The organism is Larsenimonas rhizosphaerae, from assembly GCF_023700005.1.
In the GTDB taxonomy this organism is placed as follows: Bacteria; Pseudomonadota; Gammaproteobacteria; order Pseudomonadales; family Halomonadaceae; genus Larsenimonas; species Larsenimonas rhizosphaerae.
Genome location: NZ_JAMLJK010000001.1, coordinates 1,165,722 through 1,190,756 on the forward strand (window position 1 = coordinate 1,165,722; position 25,035 = coordinate 1,190,756).

General features: G+C 57.7%; 22 protein-coding genes. 13 read left to right on the forward strand and 9 right to left on the reverse strand.

The genetic code is table 11. The features are described from left to right. Positions 1-123 precede the first annotated feature (123 nt). Positions 124-1,158 carry a glycosyltransferase gene (locus tag NAT21_RS05245; RefSeq protein ID WP_250936282.1) on the forward strand — a complete coding sequence of 345 codons (1,035 nt, stop codon included), beginning with the start codon at positions 124-126 and terminating at the stop codon, positions 1,156-1,158. 75 nt (positions 1,159-1,233) lie between these two features. Here NAT21_RS05245 and NAT21_RS05250 read toward each other — a convergent pair whose 3' ends face one another. Further along, positions 1,234-2,250, reverse strand: coding sequence for a 1-aminocyclopropane-1-carboxylate deaminase (locus tag NAT21_RS05250; protein ID WP_250936290.1), 1,017 nt, complete (start codon positions 2,248-2,250; stop codon positions 1,234-1,236). 196 nt (positions 2,251-2,446) lie between these two features. On the opposite strand from NAT21_RS05250, the gene NAT21_RS05255 reads away from it, so the two are divergent. From NAT21_RS05255 to NAT21_RS05265, 3 genes are all read left to right on the forward strand, one after another. Beyond that, the gene (locus NAT21_RS05255; RefSeq protein WP_250936291.1) at positions 2,447-2,917 is read left to right on the forward strand and encodes an Lrp/AsnC family transcriptional regulator; all 471 of its coding nucleotides are present in this window, start codon (positions 2,447-2,449) and stop codon (positions 2,915-2,917) included. 317 nt (positions 2,918-3,234) lie between these two features. Next, positions 3,235-5,466 carry an NADP-dependent isocitrate dehydrogenase gene (locus tag NAT21_RS05260; protein ID WP_250936293.1) on the forward strand — a complete coding sequence of 744 codons (2,232 nt, stop codon included), beginning with the start codon at positions 3,235-3,237 and terminating at the stop codon, positions 5,464-5,466. Between the two features lie 137 nt (positions 5,467-5,603). Then, on the forward strand, positions 5,604-6,503 hold the full coding sequence (locus tag NAT21_RS05265; protein ID WP_250936297.1) for an alpha/beta fold hydrolase: 900 nt from the start codon (positions 5,604-5,606) through the stop codon (positions 6,501-6,503). An 87-nt stretch (positions 6,504-6,590) separates the two neighbouring features. Here the strand turns inward: NAT21_RS05265 and NAT21_RS05270 are convergent, their stop codons facing one another. From NAT21_RS05270 to NAT21_RS05280, 3 genes are all read right to left on the reverse strand, one after another. Continuing rightward, positions 6,591-8,690, reverse strand: a complete 2,100-nt coding sequence (locus NAT21_RS05270) for a TonB-dependent siderophore receptor (RefSeq protein WP_250936299.1) — start codon at positions 8,688-8,690, stop codon at positions 6,591-6,593. Between the two features lie 30 nt (positions 8,691-8,720). Beyond that, entirely contained in the window at positions 8,721-9,851 is a 1,131-nt protein-coding gene (locus tag NAT21_RS05275) for an ABC transporter substrate-binding protein (protein ID WP_250936307.1), read from the reverse strand. A gap of 86 nt (positions 9,852-9,937) precedes the next feature. Beyond that, complete coding sequence (locus NAT21_RS05280) at positions 9,938-11,194, reverse strand: DUF445 domain-containing protein (protein WP_250936309.1); 1,257 nt, start codon at positions 11,192-11,194, stop codon at positions 9,938-9,940. 153 nt (positions 11,195-11,347) lie between these two features. On the opposite strand from NAT21_RS05280, the gene NAT21_RS05285 reads away from it, so the two are divergent. Continuing rightward, complete coding sequence (locus NAT21_RS05285; protein ID WP_250936311.1) at positions 11,348-12,037, forward strand: hypothetical protein; 690 nt, start codon at positions 11,348-11,350, stop codon at positions 12,035-12,037. 97 nt (positions 12,038-12,134) lie between these two features. Continuing rightward, on the forward strand, positions 12,135-12,302 hold the full coding sequence (locus NAT21_RS05290) for a hypothetical protein (protein ID WP_250936313.1): 168 nt from the start codon (positions 12,135-12,137) through the stop codon (positions 12,300-12,302). A 16-nt stretch (positions 12,303-12,318) separates the two neighbouring features. On the opposite strand, the gene NAT21_RS05295 is transcribed toward NAT21_RS05290, so the two are convergent. Together NAT21_RS05295 and NAT21_RS05300 are read right to left on the reverse strand one after the other, a co-directional pair. Continuing rightward, complete coding sequence (locus tag NAT21_RS05295) at positions 12,319-13,602, reverse strand: Y-family DNA polymerase (RefSeq protein ID WP_250936315.1); 1,284 nt, start codon at positions 13,600-13,602, stop codon at positions 12,319-12,321. Between the two features lie 2 nt (positions 13,603-13,604). Next, complete coding sequence (locus tag NAT21_RS05300) at positions 13,605-14,036, reverse strand: LexA family protein (protein ID WP_250936317.1); 432 nt, start codon at positions 14,034-14,036, stop codon at positions 13,605-13,607. Positions 14,037-14,228: 192 nt separating this feature from the next. On the opposite strand from NAT21_RS05300, the gene NAT21_RS05305 reads away from it, so the two are divergent. The 3 genes from NAT21_RS05305 to NAT21_RS05315 all read left to right on the forward strand — a co-directional run bounded on the left by NAT21_RS05305 (position 14,229) and on the right by NAT21_RS05315 (position 18,918). Beyond that, positions 14,229-16,019 (forward strand): SulP family inorganic anion transporter, encoded by a 1,791-nt coding sequence (locus NAT21_RS05305; RefSeq protein WP_250936320.1) that lies wholly within the window; start codon positions 14,229-14,231, stop codon positions 16,017-16,019. A gap of 77 nt (positions 16,020-16,096) precedes the next feature. Continuing rightward, positions 16,097-16,720, forward strand: a complete 624-nt coding sequence (locus NAT21_RS05310) for a TetR/AcrR family transcriptional regulator (RefSeq protein WP_250936322.1) — start codon at positions 16,097-16,099, stop codon at positions 16,718-16,720. A gap of 71 nt (positions 16,721-16,791) precedes the next feature. Then, positions 16,792-18,918, forward strand: coding sequence for a DUF748 domain-containing protein (locus NAT21_RS05315; RefSeq protein ID WP_250936324.1), 2,127 nt, complete (start codon positions 16,792-16,794; stop codon positions 18,916-18,918). A 25-nt stretch (positions 18,919-18,943) separates the two neighbouring features. On the opposite strand, the gene NAT21_RS05320 is transcribed toward NAT21_RS05315, so the two are convergent. Next, on the reverse strand, positions 18,944-19,174 hold the full coding sequence (locus NAT21_RS05320; protein ID WP_250936326.1) for a hypothetical protein: 231 nt from the start codon (positions 19,172-19,174) through the stop codon (positions 18,944-18,946). Between the two features lie 378 nt (positions 19,175-19,552). Here NAT21_RS05320 and NAT21_RS05325 point away from each other — a divergent pair, with 378 nt between their 5' ends. Then, positions 19,553-20,122 carry a TetR/AcrR family transcriptional regulator gene (locus tag NAT21_RS05325; RefSeq protein ID WP_250936327.1) on the forward strand — a complete coding sequence of 190 codons (570 nt, stop codon included), beginning with the start codon at positions 19,553-19,555 and terminating at the stop codon, positions 20,120-20,122. 190 nt (positions 20,123-20,312) lie between these two features. On the opposite strand, the gene NAT21_RS05330 is transcribed toward NAT21_RS05325, so the two are convergent. Beyond that, positions 20,313-20,765, reverse strand: a complete 453-nt coding sequence (locus NAT21_RS05330) for a hypothetical protein (protein WP_250936328.1) — start codon at positions 20,763-20,765, stop codon at positions 20,313-20,315. Between the two features lie 94 nt (positions 20,766-20,859). Here NAT21_RS05330 and NAT21_RS05335 point away from each other — a divergent pair, with 94 nt between their 5' ends. The 3 genes from NAT21_RS05335 (at position 20,860) to NAT21_RS05345 (ending at position 23,424) form a co-directional block, all read left to right on the forward strand. Further along, positions 20,860-21,309, forward strand: coding sequence for a copper resistance protein NlpE N-terminal domain-containing protein (locus NAT21_RS05335; protein WP_250936329.1), 450 nt, complete (start codon positions 20,860-20,862; stop codon positions 21,307-21,309). Positions 21,310-21,422: 113 nt separating this feature from the next. Next, a complete protein-coding gene (locus NAT21_RS05340) occupies positions 21,423-21,644 on the forward strand; it encodes a hypothetical protein (RefSeq protein WP_250936330.1) in 222 nt (73 codons plus the stop codon). A 190-nt stretch (positions 21,645-21,834) separates the two neighbouring features. Beyond that, the gene (locus tag NAT21_RS05345) at positions 21,835-23,424 is read left to right on the forward strand and encodes an efflux transporter outer membrane subunit (RefSeq protein ID WP_250936331.1); all 1,590 of its coding nucleotides are present in this window, start codon (positions 21,835-21,837) and stop codon (positions 23,422-23,424) included. Positions 23,425-23,495: 71 nt separating this feature from the next. Here NAT21_RS05345 and NAT21_RS05350 read toward each other — a convergent pair whose 3' ends face one another. Next, positions 23,496-25,034, reverse strand: coding sequence for a peptidoglycan DD-metalloendopeptidase family protein (locus tag NAT21_RS05350; protein WP_250936332.1), 1,539 nt, complete (start codon positions 25,032-25,034; stop codon positions 23,496-23,498). Position 25,035 lies beyond the last annotated feature (1 nt).

Genomic DNA, 25,035 nt, shown 5'->3' on the forward strand with positions numbered 1-25,035 from the left:
TGTCGTGAAATATGCTCGAACGATGATTTCAGGCATATATCATTTGCACTGCTTTCGCATTTGTCTGCAGTTGATTAAGCTTGGTCAAATTTTTCTATCCTTAACGCGCCTGGCGATTAGTCTATGACGTCTGAATCTGTTCTCACGCCTGACCTTAGTGTGGTCGTACCCGTCTATAACGCCATCGGCTCGCTACCGACCCTGTTTGAGCACCTTCAGGCCTTGCCGGCTGATCGGGTTCAAATTCTGCTGGTCAATGATGGTTCCAAGGACGACAGTCTTGCCACATGCCGTGGCTTTGAAAAAGAGTGTGATAACGTCACGGTCATGGACCAGCCGAACGGGGGGGTGTCGGCTGCCCGCAATGCGGGCCTTCGCGCTGCGCGTGGTCGCTATGTCGCCTTTTGTGATTCGGATGATTACCTTGAAGCGGCGCCATTGCTTCAGGTGCTCGACAAGGCCGTGGACGCCGATGCAGACGTTGCGGTGTTCAATTACGCAACCATGGATGAATCGACAGGCCAGATACTCAGGCGCTCCGAGCTGGAGGAGCACGGGTTTGATTTTGATCGTGACTTTCCCATGCTTTATGAGGCAGGTCTGTTCAACCCGGTCTTCAACAAGTTGTTCAGGGCCGACCTTTTGCACCGGCACGCCATCGAGTTCGAAGAAGGTGTGGCGCTGGGAGAAGACTTCCGCTTCAACCTGGACATCTTTGTGCACGTTCAGCAGGGGGTCATCTGCAACGATGATGTCTATCGCTACATGGTGGGTCAGTCTGAATCCCTGACCACCAGTTATAATCCCAGACAGTTCACCTATTTTGAATACGGACTGGGCCGAGTGGAGAAGCTGCTGCGCGAACGGGGCATTTACAGCGATGCCTTCATGGCAAGGCACTGGACGCGTGCACTGGTCAACAGCGCACAAAACATTGCCAAGCGGGGTGGCCCCGCATTGTCGGCTGCCTTTCATGAGTTTCGTGACAATGCCCGTACTGCACGTCGCCAGGCCGATCTGGGCCAGGCTACCCCCTGGCAGGCAGGGCGTCAGACGGCACTCATGACACGCCTTGTCCGTCACAGGCAGGATACCCTGCTGTTTTTTATCGTGTTTTTCGGCACCAAATACAAGCAGCGCAAGGTGGGTGTTCGCTGAACCTGCCAGCGGCATGTTTTTACAGGGCGCCCTTCCGGCCGCCCTGTGTGTATCATGGTGTCAGTTGACAGGACGTTATCCGGCGCTGAACAGATCACTGTAGGCGCTCAATGCCGGTACGCCGCCCAGATGGACATACAGGATATTTGAGCCTTCCGGGAATTCACCGTTTCGGACCATGTCGATCATGCCATGCATCGACTTGCCTTCATACACCGGGTCGGTCAGCATGCCCTCCAGTCGAGCACACAGCCGTATGGCCTCCAGTGTACCTTCGTTGGGCAAGCCGTATTCCGGATGGCCGTAGCGGGTATCAAGCACCACATCGTCGTCGGTGATCGGACGACCCAGCGCCACCAGTTCAGCTGTCTTTTGAGCAATGCGCAGTACCTGGGCGCGTGTTTTCTCCGGCGCGGCAGAGGCATCGATGCCGATGACCCGGTCGGCGCGGCCATCGGCCGCAAAGCCCGCAATCATGCCAGCCTGCGTACTGCCGGTAACAGCGCACACCACGATATAGTCAAAGGTCAGGCCAAGCGCCTGTTCCTGCTGACGCACCTCTTCGGCAAAGCCTGCAAATCCCAGCCCGCCCAGCGGGTGTTCTGAACAACCGGCCGGGATGGGAAACGGTTTGCCCCCGCGCGCTTCGACTTCTTCCATAGCCTTTTGCCAGCTGGGCCGAATGCCGATATCAAAGCCGGCATCATCGAGCCGCACATCAGCGCCAAGTATGCGGGACATTTCGATGTTGCCGACCTTGTCGTAAATCTCGCTGTCATGGTTGACCCAGTTTTCCTGTACCAGCACGCACTTCATGCCCAGGTGTGCTGCGACGGCGGCGACCTGACGGGTCTGATTGGACTGAATGCCCCCTATTGATACCAGGGTGTCGTAGCCGCCCCTGATTGCCTCCGGGATCAGGTATTCAAGCTTGCGTGTCTTGTTACCTCCGAAGGCCAGGCCGCTGTTGCAGTCTTCCCGCTTGGCGTACAGCGCCACCTTGCCGCCCAGGTGTTCGCTGAGTCGCTTCAGCGGATGAATCGGGCTGGGGCCAAACGTCAGTGGGTACTTGTCGAAATCCTCAAGAGACATGGCATGATTCCTTGTTGTTGGCGTATCGGAGCGCTGGCATGAATAAGGGCTGCATCGATTACCAGTGTAACGATCTCGGATATGCAAGAGGTTGCGTTATCAGGATCAATTGATGCGTAATGTTTTAATCAAACCGTGCCTGGCGATGCATGAGTAAATAAAAGACATCATCTGCGCAATAAAAAAAGGCCTGCTCATGAGTGACGAGATAACGCTGGACCGTATTGACCAGCAGGTGCTGCGCCTGCTTCAGGCCGATGCCTCCCTGTCCAATGTGGCGCTGGCAGAGTGCGTCAATCTCAGCGCGCCCGCCTGCCTGCGGCGGGTAGAGCGATTGAAGCGGGCCGGTCTGATTCGTTCGGTGGTGGCTTTGCTTGACGAGGAGAAGCTGGGGGCCGGTATGGTCGTCATCGTCGGTGTCGTGCTGGATCATTCCACCACCGCCTCGTTTGCCGAATTCGAGCAGGCTGTCGGGAAGGTCACCGGGTGCATGGAATGTCATGTGGTGACCGGCGAATTCGACTACTTTTTATTGTTGCGCACCCGGGATTACAAAAGCTTCAATCGGCTGCATGCCGAGCAGTTGCTTCACCTGCCGCATGTACGGCAGATTCGCTCCTTCATGGGGTTGAGGCGCGTGCTGTCAACGACGCAGATTCCGATGTAGGTAGAGGATTGCCGAGCGACGTGAGCTCTGCGTACATGGGAAGTGTGCAGGATTGTAGACACTTCATTAGCCGTTTGGCGCCTTTGAAAGGGCTCATGAAAGATCAGTTGCAGGCATTCGGTGAGTGATTTTTCCCCAAGCCATGCGCGTGAAAGGCAGGAATGATATACTCCCGGGGTTCATCGGTCGGCATGTTTTACGCGTCGGCCGGGCAAGTGCATTGTTGACAGGCTGCCGATCGCTGTTACCTCGGCGGCCTGTAGGTTTGAATATCCAGACTCACGTCAATTGCTGTGACAAAAGAGGTCAACGCCAATATGTCCGATACGCCAAAGATCATTTATACGCTGACAGATGAAGCGCCCGCACTGGCGACGTTTTCGCTGTTGCCGATCATCGATGCCTTTACCGACCCGGCAGGCATTGAAGTCGAAACGCGGGATATCTCTCTGGCCGGCCGCATTATCTGTCTGTTTCCGGAGCGTCTGACCAGCGAGCAGCAGTTGGGCGATCATCTGGCCGAGCTGGGTGAGCTGGCCAAGCGGCCTGAAGCCAATATCATCAAGCTGCCCAACATCAGCGCTTCCATGCCGCAGCTTAAAACCGCGATCAAGGAGCTGCAGGGTCAGGGCTTTGATCTGCCTGATTATCCGGATGACCCGTCCTCCGATGAAGAGAAGGACATCAAGGCGCGCTACGATCGGGTCAAGGGCAGTGCGGTCAACCCGGTACTGCGTGAAGGCAATTCCGACCGTCGTGCTCCGACCTCGGTCAAGAACTACGTTCGCAAGTACCCGCACCGCATGGGCACGTGGAGCAGCGATTCGAAGTCGCATGTCGCCCACATGAGCGAAGGTGACTTCTACGGCAGTGAGCAGTCTGCCACGATGGACAGGGATGATGCCCTGCGCATCGAACTTGTTGGCAAAAACGGCGAGACCCGGGTTCTCAAGGATTCCGTCAAGGTTCTTGATGGTGAAGTGGTCGATGCCTCTGCCATGAGTTCTGCAAGTCTGCGTGCGTTCGTGGCTGATGAAATCGAAGATGCAAAACAGAAGGGTGTACTGTTCTCCTTGCACCTGAAAGCCACCATGATGAAGGTGTCCGACCCGATCATGTTTGGCCTGGTGGTGCAGGAGTTCTATCAGCAGGTACTCGAGAAGTACGCTGATGACCTTGACAAGGCAGGCTTCAACCCGAACAACGGCATTGGTGACCTTTATTCTTCCATCGAGTCGCTGCCGGAAGATCGTCAGAATGCCATCAAGGCCGATATCGACGCGCTGTATCAGGAGCGTCCGTCGCTGGCCATGGTCAATTCCCACAAGGGGATTACCAACCTGCACGTGCCCAGTGATGTGATCATTGATGCCTCCATGCCGGCGATGATTCGTGATTCCGGCAAGATGTGGGGCACCGATGACGAGCTGCATGATGCCAAGGCCGTTATCCCGGACCGCTGCTATGCCACGATCTATCAGACCGTGATCGAGGACTGCATCAAGCATGGTGCCTTTGATCCGACCACCATGGGCAGCGTACCCAATGTAGGGCTGATGGCACAAAAGGCAGAAGAGTACGGCTCTCACGACAAGACCTTCCAGATTCCGATGGCGGGCACGGTCAAGGTCACCAACGGTGCCGGTGACGTCATGTTCGAACACGCTGTCGAGGAAGGCGATATCTGGCGCATGTGCCAGGCCAAGGATGCTCCGATTCAGGATTGGGTCAAACTGGCCGTTACGCGGGCACGTGACAGCGACACGCCGGCCATCTTCTGGCTGGATGCCAACCGCGCTCACGATGCGCAGGTGATCAGCAAGGTAGAACGCTATCTGAAGGATCACGATACCAGCGGTCTGGACATCCGTATTCTGGCGCCGGTCGAGGCCATGAAGTTCTCGCTGGAGCGGATTCGCAAGGGCGAAGACACCATTTCCGTGACCGGTAACGTACTGCGTGATTATCTGACGGATCTGTTCCCGATCATGGAGCTTGGCACCAGCGCCAAGATGCTGTCGATCGTTCCGCTGATGAACGGTGGCGGGCTGTTTGAAACCGGTGCCGGTGGTTCTGCACCCAAGCATGTTCAACAGCTGGTGGAAGAAAATCACCTGCGCTGGGATTCCCTCGGTGAGTTTCTGGCACTGGCGGCCTCGCTTGAGCATCTGGGCAAGACCTTTGACAACAAGCGGGCCAGCATCCTGGCCGCAGCGCTGGACCAGGCCAACAGCGATTTCCTCGATAACGACAAGTCGCCCAAGCGCAAGACCGGTGAACTGGACAACCGGGGTAGTCACTTCTATCTGGCCATGTACTGGGCCAGGGCGTTGGCCGAGCAGAATGATGACAGCGAGCTGAAAGCGCTGTTTTCCGATCTGGCCGACACCCTTGAAGCCGAAGAGCAGACCATTGTCGGTGAGCTCAATGGTGCTCAGGGCAAGGCTGTAGACCTCAAGGGCTATTACCATCTGGACAAGAAGCTGGCCAGTGAAGCCATGCGTCCGAGCGAGACGCTGAACAAGGCGCTGGAGAAGGTATCCAACTGACAGGATGCCAGGACGTATCACCATGGAACAGGCCCTTCGGGGCCTGTTTTTTTGAAGGGTGCTCCCGGTAATGAAAGCCATTATCAAGCACTTTCAGGATATAATAGCGCAACGGGATTCATTCATCTGGAGGTGGCATGGCCCACTTTGCACGACAGGACGCCTTTATCTGGCACGGGGCCGGTGTTCCCATCACCGTCGACATGACCACTCAGGGACGAGGGCCGCTGGCACTGCTTCTGCCGGCGATTTCTACTGTCTCCACCCGGCATGAGCTGGCCCCGCTCCAGGCCCGGCTGGCCGAACATTACCGCACCGTATCGGTAGACTGGCCAGGCTTCGGCGATCGGGCACGCCCGTTTCATGAGGGGAATGCAGCGTTGATGGTGCGCTTTCTCGATGATCTGCTGACGCATCTGAGCGAGCGACCGGCGCTAGTGGTCGCTGCCGGTCACGGTGCCGGGCTTGCATTGCTGTACCTGAAGCGCCACCCCGACGCCTGCGATGCGCTGGCGCTGGTCGCGCCGACCTGGCGCGGGCCATTGCCGACCATGACCCGTGGTGTCAACAAGCCCTGGTTCAAGCAGCTTCGGCAGGTGTTTGATTCTCCGGTAGGCAAGGGGCTTTACTGGCTGAACATACGGCCCTGGTGTATTCGCAAGATGGTTAACGAGCACGTGTTCGAGCAGCAGGACTGGCTGAACAGGGCACGTATGGCCGGCAAGCGTCAGGTGCCGAAAAGTGCCGGCGCACGCCACGGCTCCATCCGGTTCGTGACAGGCTGTTATGACGCCTTTATCCATGCCGAGGATGCACGCGCAGCAGTGGAAGGCCTGAACGTGCCGGTGCTGATGCTCAGTACTCCGCATATGCCGGCCCGCTCCGGGGAAAACATGCAGGTACTGGGTGAGGCTGGGAACGTTGACGCGGTAACCCTGCCGCATGGACGGCTGTTGATGCACGAGGAGTGCCCCGAGGCAGTGTATCGCGCCATTCATGACTTCATGGAACAGCGTGCTGCCGCCGCCCAGGGCTGACGGTCACGCAGTCGAATCGACTGCGGTGCGTGTCAAAAAAGCCGGGCATCCGCCCGGCTTTTTTGATGGTACTTTTTCGATCCGGAGTTAAAGGCTCACCCTGCCGGTCAGGGTGATTTCCAGCGGGTCACCGACAACAACACGTGTGCTGCCACCGCTGGAGGGGTAATAGGTGCTATCGAACAGGTTTTTCACGTTGAGCTGCAGATGTGTGGATTGCCCCCACAGCCGTGAGTCCCAGCCGATGAATGCATCCGCCACGGTATAGTCATCCAGTGAAAAGCTGTTGTCGCTGTCGCCCTCACGTGCGCCAACGTAGCGTACACCGCCCCCGACGCGCCATTGGCCGAGATGCGGTGCGAGGGCGAGATCATGGGCCATATAGACAGTGGCCGTATGGCGGGCGGCATTCGGCAGGCGGTTGCCCTTGTTGCCTTCAGTATCCCTGATGACCTCGGTATCGGTATAGGCATAGTTGGCCAGGACTGACCAGCGCGGCAGAAATTCGCCGTTCAGGCCCAGCTCGATGCCCTGAGCACTGGCTTGACCGACGGTGCGAGTGACGCCGTTATCGGATACGGCCACATTATCCTTGCGAATGCGGTACACCGCGACCGTGCCGGCCAGCTGATCCGTCCAGAGATGCTTGAGGCCGATTTCGTAGCCTCTGCTGTGTTCCGGCTCGAGCAACTGGCCGGTATCGCTGTCGGCCCCATTGGGTACAAAGGCTTCGCTGTAGCTTGCATAGGCTGAAGTACGGTCACTGAGTCGGTAAAGCAGGCTGGCCGAGGGCAGAAAAATATCATCCTGCGTATCGGTGCTGACGACGAAGGGGCGGCCTTGGCCACCGTACTGCTCATAGTGGCTGAAGCGGCCGCCCAGGGCCAGAATCCACTGATCATCCAGATGCCACCGATCATTGACGTAGACCCCGGTTGTATTGATTTCGTCAAGGCGGTGGCTGCGACCGGCATTATAGTCATCGGTATCAAGCGTCAGCGTACGGTTGCCGGCGTTGTAAATCGTGCTGTCCGTCACGGCGCTGCCCCGGTAGACATCCGCCAGGTAGTCGCGCTGGCGCTCATGGTCGGCGCCCAGCACTATCTCATGGCGCTGATTGGCCAGCCACAGGTCTCCGGTCACGTCCAGTGACGTATAAATGACCCGGCGATCAAACCCCTTGTTGGCATCGGCGCGGCGGGTCAGTGCTCCCGTCGTATCGTCCACGCCTAGAACGCGCGGCTGACCATCGCTGTACTGCCGTCTGTTCCAGCCATAGGTCAGGCGCATCTTCCAGTCGTCCACCAGATCCTGTTCCCACCAGCCGGTGATGGCCTGATCATGGCCATAGACACGAGACCATGATTCATCAAATCGGCGTTTGCGCGGGACGCCGGCAGGGGTACCTTTGGTGATGACCGTGCCGCGATCCAGGGTCAGGTCATAATCCCGGTACTCATAGGAAAGTTGCGCCCGATTGTGCTCCCCCTCCCAGCGGAGAGAAGGCGCTACGGTTGTTCGCCGGCGGGTACCAAAACTGCGCCAGTCATTTTCATCCCTGTGATCCACGATAAAACGAAAGGCGAGCCCGGTATCCTGAATCGGGCCGGTGACATCGATGCTGGCATTGCCTCCGCCGAAGGAGGAAAGCTCGCCACTGATACTGCGCTGCCAGGTGTATTCAGGCCGTTTGGTGACCAGATTGATCACGCCTCCGGGATCCTGCTGGCCATGAAACAGGGCACCCGGGCCCTTGAGTACTTCCACATGATCGACGGTGGCCATTGAAAAGGTGCCACGGGGCTGGCGGATGCCGTCAATCAGGATGGAGCCATCGCTGTTGCTGCCAAAGCCTCGTTTGATAAAGCCGTCTTCGGTACCGCCCATGGTGTTGCCCTGGGTGACACCGGCAGAGAAGGTCATGGCGTCGGTCAGGGTAGTGGCGTTGCTGTCCTGAAGCAGCTGAGGCGTAATGGTTTCGACGGTGCGTGCTTCGTCCAGGAAACTCACCGGGCGCTTCGAGGCAACGGTGCTGGTGCGGGCTCGGTAGCTTTCTGGTGCGATGGAAGACAGGCGGTGTGACTCGACCACTACGGTATGGGAATCAGCGTGCGCCGGCAGGTGGGCTGCCAGCAGGGAAAGGGATGAAAAACCGACAAAAACAAGGCGTGTTGCAGGGCGGGCCATGGGAATCTCGTGTGATGGATAAACGCGCGTTCAGGGAGTGGGCACAGACGTACCCTGAAACGTGGCAGGCTCGGGCAGGTCAAGCCCTGCCAGGGCCAGCAATTGCCTGAAGGTATCCCGTGGATCAATACCGCGGGTGACCTCCGGGTGCAGCCAGACAGCCAGTTGCTCAAGGGCCACCATGGCAAATGGACCCTGGTGGAAGCCGTGCCACAGGGCGTGAAGGTGGCCCCGGTGAACGGCGCTCAGCGTTTTCCAGCCGGGCAACTCTTCCAGCTGGCCGAGTCCCTTGAGCAGGGTGGCCCTGTCGACGCCGATGCCGGCACGTACCGTGCTGCCGTCCGGCCATTGTCCGGCAGTGGCGACAATGTGATCTGGCGGATGGGACAGTACCCATTCATTGTTGATGACCGGGCTGCCCTCACGCGCCATGGACACGGCATTGTGTCCTCCTGCCCGGGTCAGAAGAAGATCCAGCCCGGTGCCGACATTGGTTCGGCAGCAGGCCACCTTGAGTCCGGGCGCAATCGCCAGCAGTACGGAAGGCCGGGTGCGCGCAGTCGCGAGCGCTTCATCAAGGCGTTTCTGGTGCTGATCAATCAGGGCCATGGCTCGCGAGGCCGCCTCGGTACGGTTCAGTGCCTGGCCGAGCAGCTTCAGCGAGCGTGGGGTGTTCTTCAGCGGATGGGTATGAAAATCAAGATACAGCACCGGTATCCCAAGTCGTTTGAGGGTGCTCAGGGCCTGGGTAGTAGCCAGATCGGCCTGCTGCGACAAGGGGAGAATGACCAGATCCGGGCGCAGTGCCAGCAGGCGCTCGACATTCAGCGGGGCCGAGGAGCTGCGGGCAAGATGGGGGATGTGGTGAAGCATCGGCCAGGTCGCGGTCAGCCATCGGGCCATGCCTGGGTCGTAATGGGCCAGGGGCGCGCCAAACCCTGCGAGATGCCGAGTCGGCTGGTCGGAGACAAGCATCAGTGCGTAGAACTGGCGGGGTTGAAGCAGGAAGATGCGTTGGGGCCTTGCATCAATCGTGACGTGCCGGCCGGCCAGATCGGTCAGATGGCGGGGATACCCTGACGCCGCCTGAGCGGCCAGCGATGACAATAAAAGGCCTGTCAGAAGACAGGCCATCAGAAGACAGTACCGAGCACGGTGCATGAGGCTTACACATGATGTTGATGATAATTACTATTGTTCATCATTTATTATTGTTTGTAAAAATATTTCATTAATGTGCGTCATGTCTAAAAAAGCAATGCCAACTGGGTCAGGGCATGAATGGCTACCCCGACCAGCCCGCCGACCAGTGTGCCATTGATGCGAATGTACTGCAGGTCATTGCCCACGTTGTGCTCGATCTGTTCTACCACATCTCTGGCGCTCAATTGATCGATGTAGTGGCGAATATAGGCATCGATGCGTGCTGAATTGCTGGCCACCAGAGGCGGTATGAGGGTAATGGCCTGGGTATTGATCCAGTCTCGTGCTGCCGGGTTCTGGTCAAGCACCTGAACGTAGTGATCGATGAAATCAAGCAGGCTGGCTTTGGTGTGTGATGTGGAGGAGTCAAGGTCGGCTTCCCAGCGCAGCAGTACATTGGCCCACAGGCGCTGGATATAACGCTGCATGGGGGCATTGCTCAAGAGTTCATCACGAATGCGGTCGAGCCTTGCGATCATGACCGGGTCGTTGCGGGTGCGCTCGATGAAGTGGTCCAGCGTCTGATCGAGTTGTCGGCGTACCGGGTGGTCCGGGTCCTGGCTTACCTCGGTCAGCAGGCGTGAAAAACGTTCGATCAGCCGTTCGTTGGCAATCCACCCGGCAAATCGGTTGAGGCTGATCTCGCGGCCGAAAAACCGGGGATTGATCAGGCGGAAGATGACCTGAGTCAGCTGGCGCTTGAGCCAGCGTTGATGGACGGGGCTTTCAAGCCAGTGCGCCAGCCGTGTCAGGGTGTCATCGAGCAGGGCCTGGTGTTGTCCATCCTCCTTGAGGGCTGCGAGCACGCGGCCGATCAGCGTGGCCGGGGCCAGCCGGGATGCGTAGCGCAGCAGGGTGGCCTCGATGAAGCGCCGAGCGCTGTCATCCTGTCCGGCGCGCAGGGCATAGCGTATGGCGCGGCACAGGCCATCAGCCAGTTTCTCCCGATGTGCCGGCGCCTGCAGCCATTGCAGCCATTTGCCGGCCAGGTCCGCGCGCTCGACGCTGGCATGTACATAGGCGCCGGAAAGAAAGTTGTTGCGGATGAAACGCGACAGGCTGTGCCCAATGCGACTCTTGTTGCGGGCAATGATCGACGTGTGAGGAATGGGAATGCCCAACGGGTGACGGAAGAGGGCTGTCACGGCAAACCAGTCGGCAATACCACCGATCATGGCGGCTTCGGCGAAGGCATTCAGGTACGCCATGGCCGGAGAGAGGCCGGCCCATTTAATGCTCACAATATACAGGCAGGCGGCAATAACCAGGCAGGCGCCGGCCAGACGTTTACGATTTTTCATAGGGTTCGCGCTGTCGTGGCAAGGTGATTCGTGGCGTCAGGATACGTCATCCTGCGGGCGCCGTAGAGAGGGTGAAACAGATCATCCTTTGTTAGACTTGCGTGTTTGGGCCTCGCAGGACGCGAGGCTTTAACGCATGAAAGGAAGTATGCAATGTATCTCTGGTATTCCCTGTGGGACTGGATTCAGGCCAATGCAACGGTGTTCAGCGCGCTCACCAGCGTGGGAATGCTGATTATCTGGGGGGTGTACCTGCAGCTTTTATTGCATAACTTCCGGATGCAGCGACGGCCTCAGATCATCATCAACCGCGGCCATGGTCGAGATCTTGATTCGCGCTGTCTGGTCAGCAACATGAGCCAGTCCTCGGTCTTTGTGGAGACGGTGATAGCCTGTCTGATCACCAATAAAAACAGCTATTGCCGGGATATTACCGATGAGGTCAATGAGGCCGGAAACGAGGACGAGCGCCTTCGTGAACTGTCCCAGGCCGAGCGGCAGTCCGGGCGGTGGACGCGTCAGGGGCCGCTCGATACTGCCGAATACATGGAGGGGGGCAGCTTTCGCTCCTTTATCGAGTGCATTTGCCTGCAACATGACCTGGCGACCAACGATAACGGGCTGCCTTCTCTCGAGGAGGAAACGCTGGAAGCCATCGAAATTCGCGTTATCGGTTTTTTTGGCCCGGATCCAAAGCCCATCGGGGCCTCGCGGCGTTTCAACATTTCGGTGGATGATGACAGCGGGTTGATACGCCTGATCCCGGCGACCAACTATACACCGCAGTCCAGCAAGCGCCGGCATCGTCGAATGCTGCGCCGCTGGGTCAACGACATCGAGTGATGCCCGCCGTGCTGACCTGCTTTGACCCGGCACGTGTGACAGGCCATCATGTCGCTGGCCTGTCGGTCGACCTTTTCCTTGTAAACGGATATTCGAGATGATCAAGAACTTCCCCGGGGCCCTGCTGGGCATTCCTGTTGGTGGCATTGCCTGGCTTGCAACCAATAACATGCTGATAGGTGTCGGCGTGGGGATTGCCGTGGGTATCGGCTGGGATGTGTGGCGTCAGCGTGGCGACGACGACAAGGATGAGTCGTCGCGTTAAGCCTTTCTCTTGCCGCTCAGACCAGACGGACGGTCGCCAGCTCTTCCCAGCGTGTCGTGCAGCGCTTCGAGCGATACCGGCATCGTAGCTGCCAGGCATCGTTCTGGCGCACGTAGCCAACGGTGATGGTGTGTTGTCCGAAGCGTTGATTGGCCTTGTCCAGTGTGGTCATCAACGCCTCATCCCGCTCTGCCTCCCGGGTAGTGTCATCCGGAAAGTGCAGCTGCCTGTTCTGACATGGCTGCAGATCCATCAGCATGACACCGCATTTCTGATATCGGTGCCCACGGCGATACAGTCGCGCCAGCCCGTCAAGGGCTGCCTTTACCAGTAGTCGCGTACTGTCGGTGGGGTAGCCGAGTTCCATGATCAGTCGGCCCTGATGAGTGGGGGCCGTCTGCCGCGCATGACGCGCGGTCGATAGCGTTACCATGACGGCACGTGCCAGGCTTTTCTGCTCTCGCAGTTTTTCGGCACCCCTGTTGGTGTGCTGGCGCAGGGCCTGTTCCAGCGAAGGGTAATGCCCGGTTGCCTGCCCGAGGCTGCGGGACGTCATCAAGTGGTGCTTTTCCCCTTCGGGTCCGGTGGTGGTGTCGAGGCAGGCACGTCCACCCAGTTCTCTGGCGGTGCGCTCAAGCACTACGCTGAAATGTCGGCGAATGTGCTGAGGCGGGCTGCAGGCCAGATCCAGCGCACTGTGAATACCCATCAGCGTTAGCCTGGCCGCCAGGCGGGCACCAATGCCCCAGATGTTCTCAATGGGGGTCGTGGCCAGGACCTGACGAGTGCTGGGGTCCGTCATGTCTCCCAGTTGATGCACGTGATCACCCCGGTGCTTGGCCAGCCGACTGGCCAGTTTGGCGAGCGTAAACGTGGGTGCGACACCGATGGAAACCGGAATGCCGGTATAACGGTGAATCCGGTGGCGAAGGCGGTGAGCATCCGGTATCAGGTCGTCGGTCGGCAGACCACTCAAGTCAAGCCATGCCTCATCAATCGAGTAGGGGATGACCCGTGCCCGGCTCTGATACAGCACGTCCATGACCCGTGCGCTCATGTCACCATAAAGCTCATAGTTGGATGACCGCAGCACTACCCGTCGTGCGATGGCCGTGTCTATCAGGTGGGCAGGCATGCCCATCGGCACCCCCAGCTGCTTGAGCTCTTCGGAGCGAGCAATGATGCAGCCATCGTTGTTTGACAATACGCCGATGGGGCGGCCGTACAGGGCTGGATCAAAGACGCGCTCGCAGCTGGCGTAGAAGTTGTTGCAATCCACTAAAGCGAAAGGGCCGGCCATGGTCAGCCGGCCCGGTGAATCACAAAGGTGACCACGCCCCAGATCTGGATATCACGGTCGGCCAGTGGAATGGGGGCATAAGCCGGGTTCGCGCTGTAAAGCCCAGGGCGCTTCCCCTGATGCTTCAGGGTCTTGACCATCATTTCGCCATCCACCACGGCCACGACCATTTGTCCGTGTCGAGGGGACAGGGCGCGGTCAATGATCAGCAGATCGCCTGGTTGAACCCGGGCATCGGTCATGGAATCGCCTTCTACCGTGACCAGAAAGGTCGATGAGGGGTGCTGCACCAGATAGTCGTTCAGGTCCAGCCGTTCGGTGACGTAATCCTGAGCGGGGCTGGGAAAGCCGGAGATACCGGCACGGACGTGAAAGGTCACTTTCGGACAGGTCAGGGAAGGCGGGACAGGAGTGAGGGCGGCGCGACGTTGCATGACAGGAAACCATGGTGGGTTAACGAAACGGATACTGTTTTTTTATACAGTTATTTTTGCATCCTGACTACCCGGGTCGACCATAGTACGAGGCCATCCATACTCGCCAATGGCGTCACGCTGGGCTCAGGCATATGGTTTTAAGTGCTATTCTTATATCCTTGATGCTTAAGCGCGATGTGGGAGCATGAAATGAGAATTGATGGACAGGCGATCCGCCAATGGGGGCGCCAGCTGTTTCCCATTGCCAGCTGGCTGCCTCGCTACCGTGTCCATACCCTGGGGCACGATACACTGGCGGCGTTGATCGTGACGCTGATGCTGATTCCTCAGGCGCTGGCCTACGCACTGCTGGCTGGCGTGCCTGCCGTCATCGGGTTGTATGCCTCGCTGCTGCCATTGGTGGTGTATACCCTGTTCGGGTCCAGTACAACGCTTTCCGTTGGCCCGATGGCGGTGGTATCTCTCATGACGGCAACGGCGGCCGCACAGGTAGCCGGGCCGGGCAGTAATGCGTACCTGCCCGTGGTGATCAGCCTGGCGGCGCTGTCCGGTATTATCCTGACGGTCATGGGGCTGTGCCGGCTTGGGTTTCTGGCCAACTTCTTGAGCCATCCGGTCATTGCCGGCTTCATTTCCGCATCTGCCTTGATCATCGCTTCCAGCCAGTTGCCTTCGTTGCTGGGATTGCCGGACGCCGACGGGTCGCTTGCCCGGCGCCTCATGGCGCTGATCAGTCATCCCGATACGGTCAACCTGCCGACGCTTGTGCTGGGTATCAGTGCGGCACTGGTCATGTGGCTGGGCAAGCACTATCTGGCCCATGGCCTGTCACGTCTTGGATGCTCACCGGGGCTGGCCCGTTTTGTAGTGCGGATGGTGCCCATCATGACGATTGCCGTTGTGACCGCCATTACCTGGGGAGGCGGGCTGGCGTCTGATGGGGTTCAGGTCGTGGGCAGTGTGACATCCGGCCTGCCATCGCTGGTCTGGCCGGACATGTCGTCCGGGCGCTGGCAGCAGTTGGGCGTGTCTGCCCTGCTGATCAGTGTGGTGGGATTTGTCGAATCGATGTCAGTGGCTCAGGCACTAGCCACCAGACGACGTGAGCGGCTTGATCCAAACCAGGAGCTGGTCGGGCTGGGTATGGCCAATATGGGGGCAGCGGTGTGCGGAAGCTTTCCGGTGGCGGGCAGTCTGTCGCGCTCGGCCGTCAATCATGATGCCGGGGCGGCGACACCGGCTGCCGGCTTGTTTGCCGCCGGAGGCGTGGCGCTGGCGTCCGTGACACTGACACCGGTGATAGCACATTTGCCGACGACCGTACTGGCGGCGGTCATTATTGTCTCGGTCATGTCACTGCTGGACTGGGCTACCCTGGTGCGGGCATGGCGATATTCCCGCGGGGATGCGGCAGCGATGCTGGCTACCTTTTTCATGACCCTGTGGCAGGGGGTAGAGACAGGTCTGATAACCGGTGCAGCCCTGTCATTGATGTTGTATCTGTATCGCACCAGCCGTCCGCACTGCGCCATCCTGGGGCGTGTTCCTGGCACGGAACACTTTCGAAACATCGACCGCTTTGATGAGGTCGAAACGGATCAGGAGGTGTTGATCCTGCGCATCGATGAAAGCCTCTATTTTGCCAATGCCCGGTTTCTGGAAGAAACGATCGATACATTGTGTGTTCGTTTTCCGGGGCTTCGGCATCTGGTACTGGCCTGTCAGGCCATCAATCTGATTGATGCCTCGGCGCTGGACAGCCTGGAGGAAATCAACGCACGCCTCAAGGACGCCGGTATTGCCTTTCATCTGGCCGAGGTAAAGGGCCCGGTCATGGACCGGCTACGTGATACGCAGCTTTTGAGTGCGCTTGGAGGGCAGGTGCACTTGAGTGTCTATCATGCCTGGGATGAGTTGCATGGTGCCGGCCGTGAGCCGCGAGACTCACTGGTGTCGGTGCATGCACAGACAGGCTGGTAACTTGATGGCAGGATAGGTGCCGGGGCCATGATGACCTGTGGAGAGAGCCGGCGTGATGACCTGTGGAGAGAGCCGGCGTGCAAGTGCAGAAAAAGAGCAGTATTCGTGAACGCAATATAGAGCAGATACTTCTGGCCGCAGAGCAGGTATTTGCCGACCGTGGCTATGCCGGGGCCCGCATGAGCGACATTGCTCAGGCGGCAGCGTTGCCCAGGTCCAACGTACACTATTACTTTTCCACCAAGCAGCAGCTTTACCGTGAGGTACTGTTCGGTCTTCTTGAACTGTGGAAGCAGGATGCCCTGTGTTTCGAGTTGTACGATGATCCACGAGTCGTGCTGACGACCTATATTCGTGCCAAGATGAATCGCTCACGTACCCGGCCGGCAGGCTCTCGCGTGTGGGCCAGCGAGATCATGCATCGTGCGCCGGTACTCGGAGACGCGCTCGAAGAGCATCTGGTCGGCTGGGCCCGCATGAAGGAAGCCCGGATAGCCAGCTGGGTAGCGGAGGGGCGCATCAGTCCGGTAGCGCCTGCGCATCTGTTGTTCATGGTGTGGTCGGCCACCCAGCATTATGCCGACTTCGATTATCAGATCGAGCTGATTAATAACGATACGCCCTTGTCGGACCATCAGTTCGAGCTGGCAGTGCATACGGTCACACAGGTTATTTTACGCGGCGTCGGGTTAAGCACCTGAGGCAGATTCGGTGTTTATACTGTATGTAGCCATTGCCTCATTCCCCTTATTGACTGCCGCAGGATTATTGCATGCACGATGCGTCTGAATCTCCCCATCACTCATCTGCCCGCCGCTGGTGGATTGGCGGGCTCGTGCTGGCAGGTGTGGTGGGCCTTGGTACTCTGGGCTATATCGGGGGGACGAGGCTGGCAGCAGATCGTCTGGTGGAAACGCTTGAGCAGCGTACCGGTCGCAAGGTCAGTCTGGCCTCTCTGGACATCAATCCGCTGACGGCCACGCTGACCCTGAAAGGGTTTTCCATGGCCGGGGCTACGGCTGATGCCTTGCCGGTCATGGCTGCCAGGCGAATCACCATCAATGGGGCCTGGTCGTCGCTTTGGAAAAATCGCTGGATCCTTCAGCAGGTGACCTTGATATCGCCTGGCCTTGAGCTGATCAGTACTTCCGATGGCCTCAATGTGGCTCGTCTGTTCTCCGATAGCTCCAGCGGGGGAGGCAAGGGGCTGGAAGTGCAGGACTTCAGGGTTGAGCAGGGCACACTGGGCTGGACGACGCCGACCGCCAAAGGGAGTAGCCGAACCGCGTTGACCCATATGCAGCTTGATGCACATGGACTTGATACCACGACGCGTCACCCCTTCTCCCTGCGTGGTAAGGCTGACTGGAAGAGTGGCGTCTTCAAGGGGCACGGCAAAATGGGATTTTTGCCCTGGCAAACCTCACTGTGGCTTGAAGCCGATAGCGTGCCCGTCACCGTATTACGTGGATGGGCCGGTGCGGTCATGGGCGTGCTTCCCTCGTCAGGGGTCTTTTCATCTACCGTGCACTTCGAGGATGGGGCGCGGACCGGCGACAGTAATGCAGGAGGCATCGTGCTCAGTGGTCGTGCTGATGTGAGTGATCTGGCACTGACACCACCGTCACAGGAGACGCCACTGATTCGCGTCGGCAGCATGAAGATGGACAGGTTACGTTATCAGCAAAAGGCTGGGCAGCTCGCCATCGGCAGCATTGTTGTCGATGACCCCTGGTTGATGATGACTATCGCCGAGGATGGCACCACGACGCTGAGCGAGCTGACACCTTCTTCGTCATCTCCAGAAGAGCAGGATGCCTCCGGGCCCTCTACTGCCTCAGGAGCGTCATCTACCGGTGAATCTTCATCCGGCATGCATATTACCCTCAGCAAGGTAGGGTGGAATCAGGGAACCGTGGCATTGCGGGACCACCACCTCAAGGAAACCTTCAGTGCTGATCTGGTCAATCTTGAGGGGCAGATCACGGATGTTGATAGCCAGGAGGAGGCGCCGCTGACCTTTTCCATGACGGGACAGGTCAATAGCCGGGCGCCTTTGCGCCTGGATGGGCAGGTAGCTCTTTTCGATACTCCGATGTCCGGCAACATGAACCTGCACATTGCCAGAATGCCGATATCAATCTTCGCGCCCTATATCAAGGCCTTTGGGGGCTACGCGGTCAAGCGGGGGCAGGTCAGTGCCGACATGCACTACCAGTTGAACGGCAAGACCATTCGTTCGGACAACACGATTCTGTTGCGGAAGCTCGAGCTGGGCGAGCCGGTCGGCAAGCCTCCTTCGTTCCCGATCAAGACAGCAATCGCGCTGCTGGAAGGTGACGATGGTGTTGTGTCACTGAATGTGCCCTTTACCCTGACACCCGACAAGGCCGCCGTGGATGTGAGTGCCGTTATATGGCAGGCCATCCGGAAAGGGTTGTCTCAGGTACTGACGTCTCCATTTGATGCACTGGCCGCGTTGGGAGGGGACAGTGACCAGGCTGATTCACCGTCAACCGCTTCCCGGAGAGCGCGTACAGGCGAGGGGCCGGCATCTATCTATGCAGCGATCGGGCATGCTCAGGAGGCGTCGTTATCCCGTAACGGCACCAAACTTTCCATCCGGTTTGGCCATGATGAGGCCACATTGAATGATGCAAAGGCCAGGCGGCTGGCGGGATGGGCCGAGGGGCTGTCGAGGCGATCACGATTGTCGGTCGTCATCAGGCCGGGGCTTGCCGGAAATGAGTCTGGCGGTGAGGCTTTGCTTGATCAGCGTGCCGAGATGCTTGAAGCGCTTCTGACGCGCCATGGTGTCAAGCCGGAGCAGATTCAGGTAAGAAAAGCCGGCTCACCGCCATCCACTACTACTCTGACCCTTGAGGCAGCAGGCCATTGAGGCGCATCGCCTGGGCCCTTGCCAATCAGGAGGTGCCGGTTTTACGCCATTCACTGACGTGATCGGCATAGGCCTTGTGCTCTTCCTGAGCCTTTCTTTCAAGCCGCAGTGCGGCGGAGTGATTGAACCTTTCACTGTAGCCTTTGATCCTTTCGATACGGCGTTCCTTCCAGAGTTGAATGCTGTACAGCAGGATGGGAGCAAGGATTAACAGCATTCCTGCCGAAATCATGAAGTAGAGGGCTGGCCTGACCATGTATGAATCCTTTTAAGCATAGTTTTCAATACTTTTTTATTATAATTTCTGAATTTAAGGATGAGTATTATAGTCTTCTGTGCGCCTTGCGGGCATCGAATCCATGCCTCTTTAAGCATCATTTTTTAGCTTTTAAGCATTTTTTAGTATTTTAAATGTTTGAAAGGCATGGGGATTGTAATTCAGGTAGCGAAAGCCAAAGCAAAATGAAGCCATCAGGAAATGGGGTATATCAGCTTACTGGCCCGTTGAGGGAAGCCGTGACAGGTCACGCAATGGTTAAAACGCACTATGCTGATAGGCAACCCGGAATGACGTGACTTTCACGTCATTCTCTCTCTTCTGCTGCCCGCGTTGGCCACCAAGCGAGGGATGTTCATGACACGCAGTAAACGAGAACAGTTGATAGAAACCGCCTTTGACCAGTTTTATCCCTACGGAATACATGCTGTCGGAATCAATCAGATTCTCAGTGCCTCCGGTATTGCCAAGAAAACCCTGTATACCCACTTTCAGAGCAAGGAGCAGTTGATCGTGGATGTGGTCGACTACTGGGATAACCGGTTTGTCGAGTGGTTGGCTACCCGGCTGGCAGTGGCTGATACGCCGCTGGCGCTGGCCAATGGCCTGTTCGATGCGCTTGAGGACTGGCAGCAGGGCAATGAACAGCAATTGCCGGTATACCGAGGCTGTTTTTTCGTGAATACGGCTGGTGAGTTCAGCAATCCAGCGCATCAGGTGCATCAACGCTGCGCGCAGCACAAGCGGCGGGTTCGGGCCTTGCTTGATTATTACCTGTCTGACATGGGCATTGCCGAGGCCCAGCGCAGTACCTGGTGCGATACACTGTGTTTGCTGAAGGAAGGTGTCATGTCGAACATGCACGTTGAGCAGGACAACCAGGCGCCGGAGACGGCGCGCCGAATCGTGGCTGAATTGATGCGTTAGGTCGGGGCGGCCGGTCGCGCTGCCTCTTTATTGCCGCAGCTTCTGTGCCAGCAGGCGCATCGAGCTGTTGGCTCTTTGTCATGAAGGACTGCCCCGGTGCACAGCCCGGGGCATGGCCATTTTCCGGAACTGGTGACCCATGCTGGAGATGTTGCGCGGAGGAGCTGTATGTTCGGCAGCAGTGACCTGCTCACGGCACAGCGGTGAAATGGAACAGATCCGTCTCGGGATCATTGGTGCTGCGTCCCAGAAAATGGCCTTCGGCACTTTCGCGTTGCGTATCGGTGGCGCGTGCTGAACAGGTCAGTTCCCGTGTGCTGTTCGGCTGCACCTGCCCGGACTTGATGGTCTGGCTCAGTAATGAGTAGCAAAGGCCATCCGTGTAGCCTGCAATTTCTTCATTGGAATAGCGGTAGTGGCCGTCATACCAGACGGTAACCGCAAGCTGTGTTTCGGTCAGGGTGTCCAGCCGATAACGCACTGCCGGATCGTTGCTGTCCACGAAACGGCTCAGACGCTGATCCGCGGCCTGGGGGGATAGAAGAGGGGCAGCCTGCACCGTGGCTGGTATCAGCATGGCGGCTGCCAGCATCAGATAACGCATCACATCATCTCTGGGAAATGGAAAATGCCATCCTGCCATGACGCTTGCCGGCTGTCTTGTACGATACCGCTTTGTGGCTTTGGCAATTGGGGTCTATGGTAATAGTGCAAGTCCACGAAAAGGAGATTCGGGTATGTTACGCAAGCAATTGGCAGGTATTACGGGTGCAATGGGTATTGCACTGCTCGCAGGCTGTGCAAGTGGCGGTCTGGAAGAGAATTCACCCTACGATCAGGTTCAGGGGAACTACGCTGGCGTACTGCCTTGTGCTGACTGCTCAGGGATCGATACTAGGCTGATGATTGAAAACCAGAATGATGTATCTGGTACCTTCACCATGAAGAGCAAGTATCTTGGCAAGGGCGATGCCAAGAAAAATGACCCGATGGTTACCGAAGGTCAGGTCATGGTCATGAAGGATGTAGGCCCTAATCAGTATCCGATCGTGTATCAGCTTACCGGTGGCGACGGCACTGCGGTATATAACCTGTTGCCGCTGAGCAATGGCAACCTGCAGATTCTGAGCCGTGATTACACCAAGATCCCTTCCAATACTGATCTGACCCTCAAGCGCCTCAAATAATCGTTTCAACCTGTATGGCGCATGTCTGCAAACCGTGGCGGTCGTCGACCGCCACGGTTTTGCGTTAGACTGCGTATAATTGCAGATACGATACACTGATCCAGGAGGTCACCATGAGCGATCTTTCAGAAGAAATGCGGATGCCAACACCCTGTCCGGACTGTGGCAGCCATCGCGTACGTCTGTCACAGATACATAATCCTGAAGACAAGGTGTTCTGTTCTTCCTGCAACAGCCTGAGAGGCACGTACAGTGACCTCAAGAAAGAGTTGATCGAAGAGCCCAAAAGCCAGAAGGAAGCATTGATCGAGGAAGTTGCCAATCGAAAACCGTGATGGCGGTGCATATGCGCCGGTATTGCTGAAAGCCCACCTGTCGGTGGGCTTTTTTGTGTCCTGGCTCGTTTTTCTGACAACACCTGCACCAGGGTACGGCACCATGTAGAGCGAGAGCCACACATGGCTCAAGCCTTTCATGTGAATACCTAGCATGCTTTGTATTGGCGTGTGATGCAGGGAATCCGCTATGATGGCTCCCTACGAACAAGCCGTGATCTGGAGAGAGAACAAGGTGATCAATGCGTTTTACCACAAGCAGGGTTCTGCCTGCGCAGGCCCCTGGGCGATCATGGCCCTGTCCATGGCATTACTTTCCGGTTGTGCCGGATATGCCGGAATAGAGCCCCAGGGCAGTATCACCTCTCCCGACACGGTCAAGGCTGAAAAAACCTTTTCCAGCGTACCCTTGTCGCCAGCGGCCTGGCCGGACAGGCAGTGGTGGAAACGCTTTGACGACCCGACGCTGGATGCCCTGATCAAGCAGGCGCTGGATAACAGCCCCGACCTTGAGGTGGCGCGTGCTCGTCTGCGCAAGGCCAATGCTCAGGCAGGAATTGCCGAAGCAGCACGTTATCCTACACTTGATGCCTCGGCCAGCATGTCACGAAGCCGTGTTTCCGAGGTGGATGACCCGATGGGGCAGGGCGGATTTTACAGCACAAACCGCAGCGTGATGCTGAACTTCAGTTACGACGTGGACCTCTGGGGAGGCAATCGAGCAGCCTGGGAGGCGGCACTGGGGCAGGCTCGTGCCGAGAACATCGATTACCGTGCCCGATTACTGTCGTTATCCACCAGCGTGGCGCAGGCTTATATCAAGCTCAATGATGCCTATACGCGCCAGGATCTTGCCCGTCGAAATCTGGAGCGAACACGTCGAATTGCGCGAATCAATCAGGAGCTTTCCCAGGGTGGATTACAGAACGAGGCCCCACGCCTGCAGGCCAGTTCCAGCGTTTCAAGTGCCGAGCAATCACTGGCAGGAGCGGAACAGCAGCTGCAAAGCGCCAGACTGTCGCTGGCCGAGTTGATTGGCAAGGGGCCTGATGCTGCAATGGATTTGCCAAAACCCTCACCACTGATCGAGTTGCCGGTAGCACTGCCTTCCTCACTGCCGGCTGAACTTCTCGGGCGCCGTCCGGATATCGTGGCGGCCCGCTGGCGTGTTGAAGCGGCCTCCAAAAACGTCAAGGCGACCAAGACGCGTTTTTATCCCAATATCAACCTGTCTGCGATGATTGGCTTCAAGTCCTATCTGGGTAATTACATGTTCAGTGAGGGTGCGGAGGCCGGGAGTGTCAGCCCGGCCATTTCCCTGCCGGTGTTCGAGGGCGGCAAGTTGCGCGCCAATCTGGAAAGTACCGAAGCCGACTATGACATGGCGGTCGGCAAGTATAATCAGACCCTGTTGGCGGCACTCAATCAGGTGGCAGATACCCTCAATGCCCTCTCGGGGTATGCCATTCAGGTCAAGGCAGCCCGTGACGCTGAATCCTCGGCGCGGCAGGGCTATCACCTGGCTTCCGAGCGATACCATGCCGGGCTTACCAGCTATCTGCAGGTGCTGAGCACTCAGCAGCAGCTGTTGAATGCCGAGCAGACGCTGGCCGATATTCGTGCACAGCAGCAACAGACGGCCGTGAAGCTGATTCAGGCGCTGGGAGGTGGGTTCAAGGGAGACAGCATGCACCTGGATCATGAAGAGGGTTTGATTTCAGGGCCTGCCGTGCCTGATGTTCTGACGCCTGCTGTTGGTGCTGGTAGTACGTCACCGTAATCGGGAGTGCTGCAAGCGAACGGCCATGCAAAAAGCCCTCCAGCATGGAGGGCTTTTTGCATTTCAGAAGATCAGCTTTCGCTGTCATCCGAGCCTGACCGCGTTCTGGCAACGGCGCGAGAGTTATCTGCATTATCCAGCTTGGCCAGCAGTGAGTTGGTACGTTTCTTGAACGCTGCCAGTTCCTGCCCCTTCAGATTGACTCCCCCCGGCAGCTTGAAGCGCATCGGGTTCACACGATGATTATTGACGATGACTTCATAGTGAAGGTGGGGGCCCGTTGTGCGACCGCTGTTACCGGACAGGGCTATTTTCTGGTCCAGCTTCACCCGTTGGCCGACCTTGACCAGCGTGCGGGACAAGTGGAGGTACCGGGTCTTGTAGCCATTGTCATGAGTAATCACGACGTACAGCCCGGCCAGCGGGTGCCGTACAACGCGAGTGACACGGCCCGCCCCGGTAGAACGTACCGGCGTGCCAACCTTCATGGCGAAATCGGTACCGTAATGCGGGCTGATGCGTCCGGTAACCGGATGGTGACGGCGCAGATTGAAGGGCGAACTCATGCGCTGATGACCGCTGAATGGATAGCGTTCAAACGAGGGATCAAGGCTTTTGCCGTCCGGCGTATAGAAGGCTTCATCATGGCGGACAATCGATAGATCCGTCTTCTTGCCCTCGTAGTGGGCTGCCAGAATGCGAGATGCCAGCGGCCGCCCATCGATCATGTCTGACTCGACCAGTACCTGAAAGCGATCTCCCTGGCGGGTATCACGACGAAAATCAACCTTCTTGCCCAGTGCCTGAGACAGCTCCGCGACTTCACCGCTGCTCAGGCCTGTAGAAAGGGCCGAAGCACCGAAGCTGCCTTCCACGGTGCCGGCAAACAGGCGCTGTGTGGATTGCGTGGCCTGCTTGATATTCGAGATTTCAAACGACTGATCGGCATCGTGACGCTCCAGCAGGTAACCTTTCCGTGCGTCCGTCATGACCTTGAGGGCAATCAGGTCACCCTTCTGGTCCAGCTTGTAGTAGAGATCGTGGCCCACCTGAAGGCGTGTCAGTACCTTCTTGTCCGGCAATACGCTGAGCAGTTTGAGTACGTCGCTGTACCCAAGGCCCAGGCTGCGCTCGGCCATAACGGCAAAACTGTCACCGGGCTGAATGGTATAGCTTTGCCACTCGGGAACATACTGCTCGTTTGCGACCAGTTCGCTGTCCAGAAGCGTGCTGTCATTACCGTCATCTGCCAGATCCACGGGCTCTGAATAGCTGCTTTCTGCGATCTGTGGGCTGTCCTGAGCCAGAGGCTGTGACAGAAGTCGTGCCAGTTCCAGAGCGTTTGTATCAATTGCCGGTTCGGTCGGCGGCGTGGCCGGTATCGAGAGGGCCAGTTCAGCACGAACCTGGGGGGTGGCATTAACAGCGTTAAACGGCTGTCCGGTATCGGCTTCAACCAGTGTGATTGGCTGAACATCTGAAATAATTGTTTTGTTCGGTGAATCGGGATTACTTAATACTGTATGTGCGCCCAGCACTGTTACCACGGTAATCGCCGGTAAAAGTAATAGTTTGTGTGTGCGGGGCAGCGAATTAATGATTCGCAGCATG

Coding starts and splice junctions, on each gene's coding strand:
- NAT21_RS05245 (WP_250936282.1), top strand. CDS start 124: ATGACGTCTGAATCTGTTCTCACGCCTGACCTTAGTGTGGTCGTACCC.
- NAT21_RS05250 (WP_250936290.1), bottom strand. CDS start 2,250: ATGTCTCTTGAGGATTTCGACAAGTACCCACTGACGTTTGGCCCCAGC.
- NAT21_RS05255 (WP_250936291.1), top strand. CDS start 2,447: ATGAGTGACGAGATAACGCTGGACCGTATTGACCAGCAGGTGCTGCGC.
- NAT21_RS05260 (WP_250936293.1), top strand. CDS start 3,235: ATGTCCGATACGCCAAAGATCATTTATACGCTGACAGATGAAGCGCCC.
- NAT21_RS05265 (WP_250936297.1), top strand. CDS start 5,604: ATGGCCCACTTTGCACGACAGGACGCCTTTATCTGGCACGGGGCCGGT.
- NAT21_RS05270 (WP_250936299.1), bottom strand. CDS start 8,690: ATGGCCCGCCCTGCAACACGCCTTGTTTTTGTCGGTTTTTCATCCCTT.
- NAT21_RS05275 (WP_250936307.1), bottom strand. CDS start 9,851: ATGCACCGTGCTCGGTACTGTCTTCTGATGGCCTGTCTTCTGACAGGC.
- NAT21_RS05280 (WP_250936309.1), bottom strand. CDS start 11,194: ATGAAAAATCGTAAACGTCTGGCCGGCGCCTGCCTGGTTATTGCCGCC.
- NAT21_RS05285 (WP_250936311.1), top strand. CDS start 11,348: ATGTATCTCTGGTATTCCCTGTGGGACTGGATTCAGGCCAATGCAACG.
- NAT21_RS05290 (WP_250936313.1), top strand. CDS start 12,135: ATGATCAAGAACTTCCCCGGGGCCCTGCTGGGCATTCCTGTTGGTGGC.
- NAT21_RS05295 (WP_250936315.1), bottom strand. CDS start 13,602: ATGGCCGGCCCTTTCGCTTTAGTGGATTGCAACAACTTCTACGCCAGC.
- NAT21_RS05300 (WP_250936317.1), bottom strand. CDS start 14,036: ATGCAACGTCGCGCCGCCCTCACTCCTGTCCCGCCTTCCCTGACCTGT.
- NAT21_RS05305 (WP_250936320.1), top strand. CDS start 14,229: ATGAGAATTGATGGACAGGCGATCCGCCAATGGGGGCGCCAGCTGTTT.
- NAT21_RS05315 (WP_250936324.1), top strand. CDS start 16,792: ATGCACGATGCGTCTGAATCTCCCCATCACTCATCTGCCCGCCGCTGG.
- NAT21_RS05320 (WP_250936326.1), bottom strand. CDS start 19,174: ATGGTCAGGCCAGCCCTCTACTTCATGATTTCGGCAGGAATGCTGTTA.
- NAT21_RS05325 (WP_250936327.1), top strand. CDS start 19,553: ATGACACGCAGTAAACGAGAACAGTTGATAGAAACCGCCTTTGACCAG.
- NAT21_RS05330 (WP_250936328.1), bottom strand. CDS start 20,765: ATGGCAGGATGGCATTTTCCATTTCCCAGAGATGATGTGATGCGTTAT.
- NAT21_RS05335 (WP_250936329.1), top strand. CDS start 20,860: ATGTTACGCAAGCAATTGGCAGGTATTACGGGTGCAATGGGTATTGCA.
- NAT21_RS05340 (WP_250936330.1), top strand. CDS start 21,423: ATGAGCGATCTTTCAGAAGAAATGCGGATGCCAACACCCTGTCCGGAC.
- NAT21_RS05345 (WP_250936331.1), top strand. CDS start 21,835: ATGATGGCTCCCTACGAACAAGCCGTGATCTGGAGAGAGAACAAGGTG.
- NAT21_RS05350 (WP_250936332.1), bottom strand. CDS start 25,034: ATGCTGCGAATCATTAATTCGCTGCCCCGCACACACAAACTATTACTT.